Source organism: Streptococcus infantis, assembly GCF_000960085.1.
In the GTDB taxonomy this organism is placed as follows: Bacteria; Bacillota; Bacilli; order Lactobacillales; family Streptococcaceae; genus Streptococcus; species Streptococcus infantis_C.
This window is the reverse complement of record NZ_JYGT01000007.1, coordinates 433,911-447,500: the sequence shown is the minus strand read 5'-3', so window position 1 is coordinate 447,500 and position 13,590 is coordinate 433,911. Positions and strand designations below refer to the sequence as shown.

The window sequence follows — 13,590 nt, the reverse complement described above, 5'->3', positions numbered from 1 at the left end:
GTTGCTCTTGGTCACTCTAATGCAACATTTGAGGAAGCCAAAAAAGCTGTTGATGCTGGTGCAAGTGTGTGGGTTCATGCCTATAACGGTATGCGTGGCTTGACTCACCGTGAACTTGGAATGGTTGGTGCTATGTATGAATTGCCACACACTTATGCAGAATTGATCTGTGATGGTCACCATGTGGATCCTAAGGCCTGTGATATTCTTCTTAAACAAAAGGGTACTGAAAATATTGCTCTTATTACAGACTGTATGACAGCTGGTGGTTTACAAGATGGTGACTATATGTTAGGAGAATTCCCAGTAGTAGTAGCGGATGGGACTGCTCGTCTTAAATCTACAGGGAACTTGGCAGGTTCTATTCTCAAACTTAAAGATGGTTTGAAAAATGTTGTTGAATGGGGGATTGCAAATCCTCACGAAGCTGTCATGATGGCAAGTTTGAATCCTGCAAAATCTGTTCATATTGATGATGTCTGTGGACAAATCCGTGAGGGTTACGATGCTGACTTTATCGTTCTTGATAAAGATTTGGAATTGGTAGCAACATATCTTGACGGTGAAAAACGTTATCAAGCATAGAAATATAAAGCAGTGACTAGTCTTAGTTGCTGTTTTTTTGTTAGCTGTATTTCTTGTGTGATTTCGTAAATTAGAAAGACTTTATGGCTGTTACTGAAAACGAGCAAATTTCTTTCATTGTGCAAAAAAATTCGCTATAATATACCATACAAAGGAAATGAAACTATGTATCGAGTTATAGAAATGTATGGGGATTTTGAACCTTGGTGGTTCATAGAAGGATGGGAAGAAGACGTCATTAGGAGTAAGAAATTCGAAAACTACTATGACGCTTTGAAGTATTATAAATCTTGTTGGTTTGAGTTGGAAAAGAAAATTCCGCTTTACAAAAGTCGTGGGGACTTGATGACTATATTTTGGAATCCAGAGGATAAACGTTGGTGCGAGGAATGTGACGAATTTCTGCAGCAATATCATTCACTGGCTTTGCTAGAAGATGGTCAAGTCATCCCAGACGAAAAATTCAGACCGGGTTACGAAAAACAAACTGGTTTAGAAATCCACCGAACGTGTCGTATCAAAAAAGATGGAACAACTTTTTAATAAAGTTGTTCTTTTTTGTATTTTCTTCGAATAGTAAACTGAGGAGGAAATATGGTACAAGCACTTGCACAAGAATTGATTAGTCTCGCAAAAAAGAATGGAGCGCAGGACATTTATTTTGTTCCCAAGAATCAGGTTTATGAGCTATATATGCGAATTGGAGATGAAAGACATCTAATTAACACCTATGATTTTGAAAAGTTGGGGTCTGTCATTAGTCACTTTAAGTTTATTGCGGGGATGAATGTTGGCGAAAAACGTCGTAGTCAGCTTGGCTCCTGTGACTATCAGCATGGCGACAAGGTTTCTTCATTACGTTTATCGACGGTGGGAGATTATCGTGGTCATGAGAGTCTAGTAATTCGACTTTTGCATGATCAAGAAAAAGAGTTGCGCTTCTGGTTTCAGGACCTTATAGAACTGGAAAAGGGCTTTAGGCAACGCGGGCTTTATCTTTTTGCAGGCCCCGTAGGAAGCGGCAAAACTACTTTGATGCATGAATTAGCCAAGTCATTGTTTAAGGGACAGCAGGTTATGTCGATTGAAGATCCAGTCGAGATTAAGCAAGAAGAGATGCTACAATTACAACTTAATGAAGCTATCGGACTTAGCTATGATAATTTGATAAAGCTCTCCTTGCGCCACCGGCCAGATCTTCTAATTATTGGAGAAATTCGGGATAGTGAAACAGCCCGTGCTGTTGTACGAGCTAGTTTGACAGGGGCTACAGTATTCTCGACCATTCATGCAAAGAGTGTTCGTGGGGTTTATGAGCGTCTCTTAGAACTTGGTGTCAGTGAAGATGAACTGGCGGTTGTTTTACAAGGTGTTTGTTACCAGAGACTAATCGCGGGAGGAGGAATGATTGATTTTGCAAATGGAAATTATCAAGAACACCAGGCAGAAAAGTGGAATGGGCAAATTGACCAGCTTCTTAAAGAAGGACATATCACTGCCTTTCAAGCTGAAACGGAGAAAATTAGCTACCAGTAAGCAGAAGAAAATCATCACTCTCTTTAACAATTTGTTCTCGAGTGGTTTTCACTTGGTAGAGATCATTTCCTTCTTAGATAGAAGTCATTTGTTGGAAAAGGAATATGTATCTCAGATGCGCTTAGGACTCTCGCAGGGAAAATCCTTCTCGGAAATGATGGGGACTTTAGGTTTTTCGAGTGCGATTGTCACACAACTTTCATTGGCTGAAGTTCATGGAAATCTTTATTTGAGTTTAGGGAAAATTGAAGAGTATCTTGATAATCTTGCTAAGGTCAAGAAAAAGTTAATCGAAGTGGCGACCTATCCAGTCATTTTGTTAGCTTTCTTATTGCTCATTATGTTGGGTTTGCGAAATTATCTCTTGCCTCAATTAGATAGTAGTAATATAGCTACATTAGTGATTAGTAACCTGCCACAGATTTTTCTCGGACTGACTCTAGTAGTAGCACTCGCATTTTTAACAGGATTGATTTTCTACAGAAAATCTAGGAAGATACAAGTCTTTTCTTTTCTAGCTAGAATGCCTTTTATCGGTGTGTTTATTCAGTATTATCTGACGGCCTATTATGCTAGAGAATGGGGAAATATGATTGGACAAGGATTAGAATTGTCACAGATTTTCCAGATGATGCAGGAGCAGGGAAATCCACTTTTTAATGAAATTGGTTTGGATTTATCTCAGTCCTTGCAAAATGGGCAGGAATTTTCTAAAGTTGTTCAAGATTATCCCTTCTTTAGAAGAGAGTTGGGATTAATCATTGAATATGGAGAGGTCAAATCCAAGTTGGGAAGTGAATTGGAAATCTATGCGGAAAAAACGTGGGAATCATTCTTTACCCGAGTTAATAGGACTATGAATTTAGTTCAACCACTGGTCTTTATTTTTGTAGCCCTACTTATCGTTTTATTGTATGCGGCCATGTTGCTGCCAATGTATCAAAATATGGAGGTAAATTTTTAGATGAAAAAAATGATGATGAAATTAAAAGAAGCAAAGGTAAAAGCTTTTACTCTGATCGAAATGTTAGTGGTTCTTCTTATCATTAGCGTCCTACTCTTGCTTTTTGTGCCAAATCTGACGAAGCAAAAGGATGCAGTGAATGACAAGGGGAAAGCGGCTGTCGTCAAGGTGGTAGAAAGCCAAGCCGAACTCTATACTCTAGATAAAAATGAGGATGCTAGTCTAAGTAAACTAGAGGCAGATGGACGCATCACTGCTGAGCAAGCAAAAGCCTATAAGGAATACCATGCAAAACAAAAGACAAGTCAAACAGTTGCGGATTAGGGCTTTTACTATGTTGGAAAGTTTATTGGTCTTAGGGATAGTCAGTCTGTTAGCCTTGGGTTTGTCAAGTTCAGTTCAGTCGACCTTTGCGGCTGTGGAGGAGCAGATTTTCTTTATGGAGTTTGAGGAACTTTATCGGGAAACCCAGAAGCGAAGTTTGGCTAGTCAACAGAAGATAAACTTGATTTTAGAAGAGAGAAGTATCGGAAATGGCTATCAGAAATTAGCCATCCCTAAAGGGATTCAACTGCAGTCCAATCAGTCAATCACCTTTGACAAGGCTGGGGGGAATTCGTCTCTTGCAAGTGTGAAATTTCAAACAAGGAAAGAAGTGGTTCGCTACCAACTATATCTAGGAAATGGAAAGATTAAACGTATTCAAGAAGCAAAAAATTAAGGCGGTTATTTTACTGGAGGCATTGATTTCACTAGCTATTTTTGCTAGTATTGCAACCCTCTTGCTAGGGCAGATTCAAGAAAGTAGACGACAGGAAGCAAGACTCTTAGAACAGGAAGAAGTTTTGCGAGTAGCTCGAATGGCTCTGCAGACGGGACAAAAGCAGTTGACTGTCAATGGCCTTACGGTTCATGTTATCTCGAATGAGCGAAGTCTGGAGGTGTACTGTGGAACTGAAAAAATACTGGCGATTCAAGACAAGTAGAGTCAGAGCGTTTACACTTTTAGAATCCCTGGTTGCTCTTCTTGTTATCAGTGGAAGTTTGCTCCTCTTTCAAGCCATGAGTCAACTCTTGGTTTCAGAAGTTCGCTATCAACAGAAAAGTGAGCAGAAGGAGTGGCTCTTATTTGTGGATCAGCTAGAAGCAGAGTTGAATAGAACTCAATTTGAAAAAGTGGAGAATGATAGGCTTTACCTCAAACAGGATGGGAAATCTATCTCTATGGGGAAATCAAGGTCAAATGATTTCCGAAAAACAGATGCCAGCGGACGTGGCTACCAGCCGATGGTTTACGGTCTGAAATCAGCTCATATTTACCAAAATGGGCAAAATGTTCATTTTAATTTTCAGTTTGAAAAGGGACTTGAGAGGGAGTTTATCTATCGTGTGGGAAAAGAAAAAAGTTAGGGCTGGAGTTCTCCTTTACGCCGTTACTATTGCTGGAATTTTTAGTCTCTTATTGCAGTTTTATCTGAATCGACAAGTGGCTCATCATCAGGATTATGCCCTTAATAAAGAAAAGCTTCTTGCGTTTGCAATGGCTAAGAGAACCTATGAAAAAGCTAATTCTGAAAATGGAGAGCAGTTATTTAATGTAGGAAAGTCAACTTATCGCAACGATGAAAAATTCTTCACAGCGACTATTGACACAGGAAAAAATCAGTTTGAATTTCACTTTTCTCCTTTGAAAAAGACCGATAAAAAGACTAAGAAGACAGAAAATAAGTCCAAAGAAGGAAATGAGGAGAAAAAAGAAGAACAGGTCAAAAAAGAAACTGCAAAGTCTTCTGAAGTTACTCCTTCAAAGAAAGATACAGAATAGCTTGGATTTTTGCTTCAGTTGTGAGGTTGAAGGCCAGTGAGTTAGGACGAGGTTTTTTCCTGAAATCATGCTATAATAGATACATATGGAGGACAGAATATGTCAAGTGTAAAATTGTATCTAGTGCGTCATGGGAAAACAATGTTTAATACAATCGGTCGTGCTCAAGGTTGGAGTGATACTCCCCTAACAGCTGAGGGAGAACGAGGCATTCATGAATTGGGGATTGGTTTGCGTGAGTCTGGCTTAACCTTTGAGCGTGCTTATTCAAGTGACTCAGGGCGGACCATTCAGACAATGGGAATTATCCTTGAAGAACTTGGTTTGACAGGGCAAATTCCTTATCGCATGGATAAGCGAATTCGTGAATGGTGCTTTGGTAGTTTTGACGGTGCTTATGATGGAGATCTTTTTATGGGGATTATCCCTCGAATCTTTAATGTCGATCATGTGCATCGTTTGTCCTATGCGGAGCTAGCTGAAGGTCTGGTAGAAGTAGACACAGCAGGTTGGGCTGAAGGCTGGGAAAAACTAAGTGGTCGTATCTGGGAAGGTTTTGAAACCATTGCCAAGGAAATGGAAGCTAATGGGGGTGGGAATGCCCTCGTAGTCAGCCATGGAATGACTATTGGAACCATTGTTTATTTAATTAACGGCATGCATCCGCATGGTCTTGATAATGGAAGTGTGACGATTCTCGAGTACCAAGATGGTCAGTTCTCAGTTGAGATTGTTGGGGACCGTAGCTACCGTGAAATTGGACGAGCTCAATTAGACGAGCAAGATAGTTCAGAACAATAAAATTCAGTACTAAATGAAAATGATTCAATAGAATGCTGATGTCGTCATTGCACAAGCTTGCGAGAGCTGAGTGCTTTGACAATAGCATTCTTTTTTGTTAGAATAGCATCAACATGAAAGCATAAGAAGGGACTGACAGAGCTGTCGTTCCCTTTTGTCTATCTTATAAGGGGGAAATATGCTGTTTCAGAAAATAAAAGCCTATAAATGGCAGACTCTGGCTTCCTTGGTTATGACAGGATTAATGGTCGCGAGTTCACTCCTGCAACCACGTTATTTGCAGGAAGTTTTAGAGGCCTTGCTAACAGGTGATAATGAGGCTATTTATAGTATCGGTTTTTGGTTAATCCTTGTTGCCTTGATTGGTCTAGTCGCAGGTGGAATTAATGTTGTATTAGCAGCTTACATTGCTCAAGGAGTTTCGTCAGACTTACGGGAAGATGCCTTTCGTAAGATTCAAACTTTTTCATACGCTAATATTGAGAAATTTAATGCAGGGAACCTTGTTGTTCGTATGACCAACGATATCAACCAAATCCAGAACGTAGTCATGATGACCTTTCAAATTCTCTTTCGACTGCCGCTTTTGTTTATCGGTTCCTTTATTCTAGCAGTCGCGACCTTACCTTCTCTGTGGTGGGTACTAGTTCTCATGGTCGTTCTGATTGTTGCTATGACGGGTCTTATGATGGGAATGATGGGACCTCGCTTTGCAAAATTCCAGACCTTACTAGAGCGTATCAATGCCATTGCAAAAGAAAATTTACGTGGTGTACGCGTGGTCAAATCTTTTGTTCGAGAGAAAGATCAGTTTAATAAGTTTACGCAAGTGTCAGATGAGTTGCTGGGAGAAAACCTCTATATCGGCTACGCTTTTTCTATTGTTCAACCTGTAATGATGTTGATTTCTTACGGTGCTGTCTTTCTTTCAATCTGGCTTGTAGCAGGTATGGCAGAATCGGATCCTTCAGTGGTTGGTTCCATTGCTTCCTTCGTGAACTATCTGAGTCAGATTATCTTTACTATCGTTATGGTCGGATTTTTGGGGAATTCAGTTACTCGTGCTATGATTTCCCTCCGTCGTATTCGTGAAATACTGGATACAGAACCGGCTATGACCTTCAAGGATATGGAAGATGAAGATTTGGAAGGAAGTCTCAGTTTTGAAAATGTGACCTTTACCTATCCAAATGATGACGAACCTATCCTAAAAGATGTATCTTTCGATATCGCAGCTGGTGAAATGGTTGGGGTTGTCGGAGCAACTGGTGCAGGGAAATCAACCTTGGCTCAGTTGATTCCACGATTATTTGATCCTCAGCAAGGTTCTATCAAAATTGGTGGAAAGGACATTCGGACAGTTAGTGAAGGGACGCTTCGTAAGACAGTTTCTATTGTTTTGCAAAGAGCTATTCTCTTTAGTGGAACCATCGCAGATAATCTCAGACAAGGTAAGGGAGATGCAACAGTTTCAGAAATGGAACGCGCAGCTCGTATCGCCCAGGCCAGTGAATTTATCAGTCGTATGGATTTGGCCTTTGAAAGTCCGGTTGAGGAACGTGGGACTAACTTTTCTGGTGGACAAAAACAAAGAATGTCGATTGCGCGTGGGATTGTCAGCAATCCTAAGATTTTGATTTTTGATGATTCAACTTCCGCCCTTGATGCCAAGTCAGAGCGTTTGGTTCAAGAAGCCCTTAACAAGGATTTGAAGGGGACAACAACGATTATCATCGCCCAAAAGATTAGTTCTGTTGTTCATGCGGATAAAATTTTAGTGCTTGATCAAGGCCGCTTGATTGGTCAAGGTAAGCATGCTGACTTGGTTTCAACAAACCCAGTTTATCGTGAAATTTACGAAACGCAAAAAGGAAAGGAGGAGTAGGATGAAGACATTTCGATTTTTTTGGAACTATTTTAAAGTTTACAAGATATCCTTTGTCGTTGTTATCACTATGATTATCATTGCAACGGTAGCACAAGCCCTCTTTCCAATTTTTGCAGGTCAAACAGTAACGGAACTAGCTAACTTGGTTACAGCCTATCAAAACGGAAATTCAGATATGGTTTGGCAAAGTCTATACGGACTCCTTATAAATCTTGCCTATGTTTTGGTTGCGCTCGTGGTGTCTAGTCTCATCTATATGGTCTTGATGAGTCGCATTATTGCCGAATCGACAAATGAAATGCGTAAGGGGCTTTTTGGCAAGCTTTCTCGTTTGACTGTTTCTTTCTTTGACCGTCATCAAGATGGGGATATCTTGTCACGTTTTACCAGTGATTTGGATAATATCCTCCAAGCTTTTAATGAAAGCCTTGTGTCTGTCATGACTAATATTGCCCTTTATATTGGCTTGCTGATTGTCATGTTTGCCAAAAATTTCACCTTGGCTTTGATTACGATTGCCAGCACTCCAGTTGCTATCATCATGTTGATTGTCATTTTGAAATTGGCAAGAAAATACACCAACCTCCAACAAAAGGAAGTTGGGAAGCTCAATGCTTATATGGATGAGAGTATCTCTGGACAAAAAGCAGTTATCGTTCAAGGTATCCAAGAAGATGTAATTGCTGGTTTTGTTGAGCAAAATGAACGGGTTCGAAAAGCCACTTTCAAGGGAAGAATGTTCTCAGGAATTCTTTTCCCTGTCATGAACGGGATGAGCTTGGTCAACACAGCAGTCGTTATTTTTGTAGGTTCAGCTGTATTGCTGAATGATAAGAACATCGAGACAGCAACAGCACTTGGTTTGATTGTCATGTTTACCCAGTTTTCTCAGCAATATTACCAGCCCATTATCCAATTAGCGGCGAGCTGGGGAAGTTTACAACTGGCCTTTACAGGTGCAGACCGTATCCAAGAAATGTTTGATGCAGAGGAAGAAATTCGTCCTCAAGATGCTCCAGTCTTTAACGAATTAAAAGATGGGGTGGAGATTCGTAACGTAGACTTCTCCTACCTGCCAGGAAAACCTATTTTGAAAGATGTCAGCATTTCAGCTCCAAAAGGGAAAATGATTGCAGTGGTTGGTCCGACAGGTTCAGGGAAAACAACCATCATGAACTTAATCAATCGTTTTTATGATGTGGATGCAGGAAGTATCAGCTTTGATGGTAGAGATATCCGCGAGTTTGATTTAGATAGTTTGCGAAGCAAGGTGGGAATTGTTCTACAGGATTCTGTTTTGTTCAGCGGAACTATTCGGGACAATATTCGTTTTGGTGTCCCAGATGCCAGTCAGGAAATGGTTGAAGCAGCAGCCAAGGCTACGCATATCCATGAATATATCGAAAGTCTACCAGATAAGTACGATACTCTGATTAATGATGATCAGAGCGTATTCTCAACCGGTCAGAAGCAGTTGATTTCTATCGCCCGTACCTTGATGACAGATCCGCAGGTCTTAATTTTGGATGAAGCGACATCAAATGTTGATACTGTAACAGAAAGTAAGATTCAAAATGCTATGGAAGCAATTGTAGCAGGAAGAACGAGTTTTGTAATTGCTCACCGCTTAAAAACCATTCTCAATGCAGATCAGATCATTGTCCTTAAGGATGGTGAGGTTATCGAGCAAGGAAACCATCACGAATTACTCAAGCTTGGAGGTTTCTACTCCGAACTTTATCACAATCAATTTGTCTTTGAATAATACTCTTCGAACATCAAATTCAAACCACGTCAGCGTCCCCTTGCCGTATATGTGTTACTGACTTCGTCAGTTCTATCCACAACCTCAAAACTGTGTTTTGAGCAACCTGCGGCTAGCTTCCTAGTTTGCACTTTGATTTTCATTGAGTATAAGCAAAAAAGTTGTCCTAATTTTGGGCAACTTTTTCTGATAAAAAAATTTTATCACGGACTTAAAAAATACATATTAGACAGGAGTAGGCAAGGATGATAAGATAAGATTATCAATAGAAAACGAAAGGAAGTCAGTGATGGCAAGAACAGTTGTTGGAGTAGCAGCGAACCTATGTCCTGTGGACGCGGAAGGAAAAAATATTCATTCATCAGTCTCTTGTAAATTTGCTGAGAGTATTCGTCAGGTTGGCGGACTTCCTTTGGTGATTCCAGTTGGGGATGAGTCAGTTGTCCATGACTACGTAGAAATGATTGATAAGCTTATCTTGACTGGAGGACAAAATGTTCATCCTCAGTTTTATGGTGAAGAAAAAACGATTGATAGCGATGATTATAACCTAGCTCGTGATGAGTTTGAGCTCGCTCTTCTACAAGAAGCCTTGCGTCAGAATAAACCAATCTTAGCCATTTGCCGTGGCGTTCAGCTTGTCAATGTTGCCTTTGGTGGGACACTCAATCAGGAGATTGAAGGTCATTGGCAAGGTCTACCTTTTGGGACTTCACATTCTATTGAGACAGTTGATGGCAGTGTGGTATCTAAATTGTTTGGTAAAGAAAGTCAAGTAAACTCAGTGCACCGTCAGAGCATTAAAGACTTGGCACCAAATTTCCGTGTGACGGCTGTGGATCCACGTGACCAAACTGTTGAAGCAATTGAATCCATTGATGAACACCGTATTATTGGTCTCCAGTGGCATCCAGAGTTTCTAGTCAATGAAGAAGATGGAAATTTAGAATTATTTGAGTATTTATTGAATGAATTGTAACGACTAGAATCCTAGTCGTTTTTTTATTCGTAGGGTTTGATGCTTCAAGTTTTTTAATTTTATACAATTTTACGCAAACGTTTGAATTATGATAAAATTTGAGGAAATTCAGTATAAAAACTTGAAAAAATCCAAGGTAAGCGTTATGATAGAAAAGAAGAAATTTTGGAGGAATACTATGTCACATATTAAATTTGATTATTCAAAAGTATTAGACAAATTTGTTGCACCGCATGAAGTGGAATACATGCAAGCACAAGTTACAGCAGCAGACGAATTGATCCGTAAAGGAACTGGTGCTGGTAGCGACTTTTTGGGTTGGTTGGACCTTCCTGAAAACTACGACCGCGAAGAATTTGACCGCATCTTGAAAGCTGCTGAACAAATCAAAGCAGACAGCGATGTTTTGGTCGTTATCGGTATTGGTGGATCATACCTTGGAGCGAAAGCTGCCATTGACTTCTTGAACCACCACTTTGCAAACTTGCAAACAAAAGAAGAGCGCAAAGCGCCACAAATCCTTTACGCTGGAAACTCAATCTCATCAACTTACCTTGCTGACTTGGTAGAGTACGTTTCAGATAAAGACTTCTCAGTAAACGTGATTTCTAAATCAGGTACAACAACTGAACCAGCCATCGCTTTCCGTGTCTTCAAAGAACTCTTGGTTAAGAAATACGGTCAAGAAGAAGCGAACAAACGTATCTACGCAACTACTGACCGCCAAAAAGGTGCTGTTAAGGTTGAAGCAGATGCTAATGGCTGGGAAACATTTGTAGTTCCAGATGACATCGGTGGACGCTTCTCAGTATTGACAGCAGTTGGATTGCTTCCAATCGCTGCGTCAGGTGCAGACATCAAAGCCCTTTTGGAAGGTGCTAACGCAGCTCGTAAAGACTACACTTCTGATAAGATTGCTGAAAATGAAGCTTACCAATATGCTGCAGTTCGTAACATCCTTTACCGTAAAGGCTATGCAACTGAAATCTTGGTAAACTACGAGCCATCTCTTCAATACTTCTCAGAATGGTGGAAACAATTGGCTGGTGAGTCAGAAGGTAAAGACCAAAAAGGTATTTACCCAACTTCAGCTAACTTCTCAACAGACTTGCACTCATTGGGTCAATTTATCCAAGAAGGAACTCGTATCATGTTTGAAACAGTTGTTCGTGTTGACAAACCACGTAAGAACGTGATCATCCCTACATTGGAAGAAGACCTTGACGGACTTGGCTACCTTCAAGGAAAAGACGTTGACTTCGTTAACAAAAAAGCGACTGACGGTGTTCTTCTTGCTCACACTGACGGTGACGTACCAAACATGTACGTGACTCTTCCTGAGCAAGATGCCTTCACTCTTGGTTACACTATCTACTTCTTCGAATTGGCAATCGCCCTTTCAGGTTACTTGAACGCTATCAACCCATTTGACCAACCAGGTGTTGAAGCATATAAACGTAACATGTTTGCCCTTCTTGGAAAACCAGGATTTGAAGAATTGAGCAAAGAACTTAACGCTCGTCTATAATAGATTCAACAAAGAGTGGTTTTACCACTCTTTTTACTATTTCTCGAAAAGAGAAATTGGACTCTGGCAAGACTTGTGATATAATATAGAGAGCAAAAAGGCAGACGCCTAGAGACTTTATAGGAGAAGCTATGTCAAAAGATATTCGTGTGCGTTATGCACCAAGTCCAACAGGACTACTACACATCGGAAATGCCCGTACAGCATTGTTTAACTACTTGTATGCACGCCACCATGGTGGAACTTTTATCATCCGTATCGAAGATACTGACCGCAAGCGCCACGTCGAAGACGGTGAACGCTCTCAGCTTGAAAACCTTCGTTGGTTGGGCATGGACTGGGATGAAAGTCCAGAGACTCATGAGAACTATCGCCAATCTGAGCGTTTGGAACTCTATCAAAAATACATCGACCAATTGCTAGCCGAAGGAAAAGCCTACAAATCTTACGTTACAGAAGAAGAGTTGGTAGCAGAGCGTGAACGCCAAGAAGCAGCAGGTGAAACACCTCGCTATATCAATGAATACCTTGGCATGAGTGAAGAGGAAAAAGCGGCTTACATCGCAGAACGTGAAGCAGCAGGTATCATCCCAACGGTTCGTTTGGCAGTTAATGAATCTGGTATCTATAAGTGGCATGATATGGTCAAAGGTGATATCGAATTTGAAGGTGGCAATATCGGTGGGGACTGGGTTATCCAAAAGAAAGATGGTTATCCAACATACAACTTTGCCGTTGTGATTGATGACCACGATATGCAAATTTCTCACGTTATCCGTGGAGACGACCACATTGCTAACACACCAAAACAGCTCATGGTTTATGAAGCGCTTGGATGGGAAGCACCAGAATTTGGTCACATGACCTTGATCATCAACTCTGAAACTGGTAAGAAGTTGTCTAAACGTGATACCAACACCCTTCAATTTATCGAAGATTACCGTAAGAAAGGTTACCTTCCAGAAGCAGTCTTTAACTTTATCGCTCTGCTTGGTTGGAATCCTGGTGGGGAAGACGAAATCTTCTCTCGCGAAGAACTGATCAAGCTCTTTGATGAAAACCGTCTCAGCAAGTCTCCAGCTGCTTTCGACCAAAAGAAAATGGACTGGATGAGCAATGAGTACATCAAGAATGCGGATCTTGAGACTATCTTTGAAATGGCCAAACCATTCCTCGAAGAAGCAGGACGTTTGACAGACAAGGCTAAAAAATTGGTGGAGCTCTACAAACCACAAATGAAGTCAGTTGACGAAATCGTTCCATTGACGGATCTCTTCTTCTCAGACTTCCCAGAATTGACAGAAGCTGAGCGAGAAGTCATGGCTGGTGAAACTGTTCCGACTGTACTTGAAGCCTTCAAAGCCAAGCTCGAAGCCATGTCAGACGATGAGTTTGTGGTAGAAAATATCTTCCCACAAATCAAAGCAGTTCAAAAGGAAACTGGTATCAAAGGGAAAAATCTCTTCATGCCAATCCGTATCGCCGTTTCAGGAGAAATGCATGGTCCTGAATTGCCAGATACCATCTACTTGCTTGGACGTGAAAAATCAATCCAACACATTGAAAAAATGTTGGCTGAAATTACAAAATAGTAGATAAAAAGAACTCAAATATTGAGTTCTTTTTATATGTATACCTGTTTGAAAATGCAAAGATTTTAGTGTATAATATGAATTGACAGGGCAAGGAAATAAGTTAGTGAGATGGTATTTTTACAGC

General features: G+C 40.6%; 15 protein-coding genes (1 of these 15 cut by a window edge). All 15 read left to right on the top strand.

Annotation, left to right across the window (positions count from 1 at the left end):
- Positions 1-585, top strand: the 3' portion of a protein-coding gene (gene nagA / locus TZ94_RS04930; RefSeq protein ID WP_045614773.1) for an N-acetylglucosamine-6-phosphate deacetylase. 567 nt of this gene lie to the left of the window's left edge; 585 of the gene's 1,152 nt are visible here — the last part of the coding sequence; its start codon lies off the left edge, out of view; it ends in the stop codon at positions 583-585.
- Between the two features lie 165 nt (positions 586-750).
- Positions 751-1,128, top strand: a complete 378-nt coding sequence (locus TZ94_RS04925) for a DUF1033 family protein (protein ID WP_045614772.1) — start codon at positions 751-753, stop codon at positions 1,126-1,128.
- A gap of 51 nt (positions 1,129-1,179) precedes the next feature.
- The gene (gene comGA / locus TZ94_RS04920; protein ID WP_045614771.1) at positions 1,180-2,121 is read left to right on the top strand and encodes a competence type IV pilus ATPase ComGA; all 942 of its coding nucleotides are present in this window, start codon (positions 1,180-1,182) and stop codon (positions 2,119-2,121) included.
- Positions 2,042-3,085: a competence type IV pilus assembly protein ComGB gene (gene comGB, locus TZ94_RS04915; protein ID WP_071788255.1), complete on the top strand. Its 1,044-nt coding sequence runs from the start codon at positions 2,042-2,044 to the stop codon at positions 3,083-3,085. Before comGA ends, comGB begins: the two co-directional genes overlap by 80 nt.
- The gene (gene comGC / locus TZ94_RS04910) at positions 3,086-3,409 is read left to right on the top strand and encodes a competence type IV pilus major pilin ComGC (RefSeq protein WP_045614766.1); all 324 of its coding nucleotides are present in this window, start codon (positions 3,086-3,088) and stop codon (positions 3,407-3,409) included. It begins immediately after the preceding gene.
- A complete protein-coding gene (comGD, locus tag TZ94_RS04905; protein WP_045614764.1) occupies positions 3,372-3,806 on the top strand; it encodes a competence type IV pilus minor pilin ComGD in 435 nt (144 codons plus the stop codon). The genes comGC and comGD overlap by 38 nt, the downstream gene beginning before the upstream one ends.
- Positions 3,769-4,071 (top strand): competence type IV pilus minor pilin ComGE, encoded by a 303-nt coding sequence (gene comGE, locus TZ94_RS04900; RefSeq protein WP_045614761.1) that lies wholly within the window; start codon positions 3,769-3,771, stop codon positions 4,069-4,071. The genes comGD and comGE overlap by 38 nt, the downstream gene beginning before the upstream one ends.
- On the top strand, positions 4,034-4,495 hold the full coding sequence (gene comGF, locus TZ94_RS04895; RefSeq protein ID WP_241767278.1) for a competence type IV pilus minor pilin ComGF: 462 nt from the start codon (positions 4,034-4,036) through the stop codon (positions 4,493-4,495). Before comGE ends, comGF begins: the two co-directional genes overlap by 38 nt.
- Positions 4,473-4,910 (top strand): competence type IV pilus minor pilin ComGG, encoded by a 438-nt coding sequence (gene comGG / locus TZ94_RS04890; protein ID WP_045614758.1) that lies wholly within the window; start codon positions 4,473-4,475, stop codon positions 4,908-4,910. Before comGF ends, comGG begins: the two co-directional genes overlap by 23 nt.
- 99 nt (positions 4,911-5,009) lie before the next feature.
- Complete coding sequence (locus TZ94_RS04885) at positions 5,010-5,711, top strand: histidine phosphatase family protein (RefSeq protein WP_045614756.1); 702 nt, start codon at positions 5,010-5,012, stop codon at positions 5,709-5,711.
- A gap of 178 nt (positions 5,712-5,889) precedes the next feature.
- Positions 5,890-7,596, top strand: a complete 1,707-nt coding sequence (locus tag TZ94_RS04880) for an ABC transporter ATP-binding protein (RefSeq protein WP_045614754.1) — start codon at positions 5,890-5,892, stop codon at positions 7,594-7,596.
- Position 7,597: 1 nt separating this feature from the next.
- Positions 7,598-9,364 (top strand): ABC transporter ATP-binding protein, encoded by a 1,767-nt coding sequence (locus TZ94_RS04875; protein ID WP_045614752.1) that lies wholly within the window; start codon positions 7,598-7,600, stop codon positions 9,362-9,364.
- A 289-nt stretch (positions 9,365-9,653) separates the two neighbouring features.
- On the top strand, positions 9,654-10,343 hold the full coding sequence (locus TZ94_RS04865; protein WP_045614750.1) for a gamma-glutamyl-gamma-aminobutyrate hydrolase family protein: 690 nt from the start codon (positions 9,654-9,656) through the stop codon (positions 10,341-10,343).
- Between the two features lie 178 nt (positions 10,344-10,521).
- Positions 10,522-11,871 carry a glucose-6-phosphate isomerase gene (locus tag TZ94_RS04860; protein WP_045614748.1) on the top strand — a complete coding sequence of 450 codons (1,350 nt, stop codon included), beginning with the start codon at positions 10,522-10,524 and terminating at the stop codon, positions 11,869-11,871.
- A 131-nt stretch (positions 11,872-12,002) separates the two neighbouring features.
- The gene (gltX, locus tag TZ94_RS04855) at positions 12,003-13,463 is read left to right on the top strand and encodes a glutamate--tRNA ligase (RefSeq protein ID WP_045614745.1); all 1,461 of its coding nucleotides are present in this window, start codon (positions 12,003-12,005) and stop codon (positions 13,461-13,463) included.
- Positions 13,464-13,590 lie beyond the last annotated feature (127 nt).

Coding starts and splice junctions, on each gene's coding strand:
- TZ94_RS04925 (WP_045614772.1), top strand. CDS start 751: ATGTATCGAGTTATAGAAATGTATGGGGATTTTGAACCTTGGTGGTTC.
- comGA (WP_045614771.1), top strand. CDS start 1,180: ATGGTACAAGCACTTGCACAAGAATTGATTAGTCTCGCAAAAAAGAAT.
- comGB (WP_071788255.1), top strand. CDS start 2,042: ATGGGCAAATTGACCAGCTTCTTAAAGAAGGACATATCACTGCCTTTC.
- comGC (WP_045614766.1), top strand. CDS start 3,086: ATGAAAAAAATGATGATGAAATTAAAAGAAGCAAAGGTAAAAGCTTTT.
- comGD (WP_045614764.1), top strand. CDS start 3,372: ATGCAAAACAAAAGACAAGTCAAACAGTTGCGGATTAGGGCTTTTACT.
- comGE (WP_045614761.1), top strand. CDS start 3,769: ATGGAAAGATTAAACGTATTCAAGAAGCAAAAAATTAAGGCGGTTATT.
- TZ94_RS04885 (WP_045614756.1), top strand. CDS start 5,010: ATGTCAAGTGTAAAATTGTATCTAGTGCGTCATGGGAAAACAATGTTT.
- TZ94_RS04880 (WP_045614754.1), top strand. CDS start 5,890: ATGCTGTTTCAGAAAATAAAAGCCTATAAATGGCAGACTCTGGCTTCC.
- TZ94_RS04875 (WP_045614752.1), top strand. CDS start 7,598: ATGAAGACATTTCGATTTTTTTGGAACTATTTTAAAGTTTACAAGATA.
- TZ94_RS04865 (WP_045614750.1), top strand. CDS start 9,654: ATGGCAAGAACAGTTGTTGGAGTAGCAGCGAACCTATGTCCTGTGGAC.
- TZ94_RS04860 (WP_045614748.1), top strand. CDS start 10,522: ATGTCACATATTAAATTTGATTATTCAAAAGTATTAGACAAATTTGTT.
- gltX (WP_045614745.1), top strand. CDS start 12,003: ATGTCAAAAGATATTCGTGTGCGTTATGCACCAAGTCCAACAGGACTA.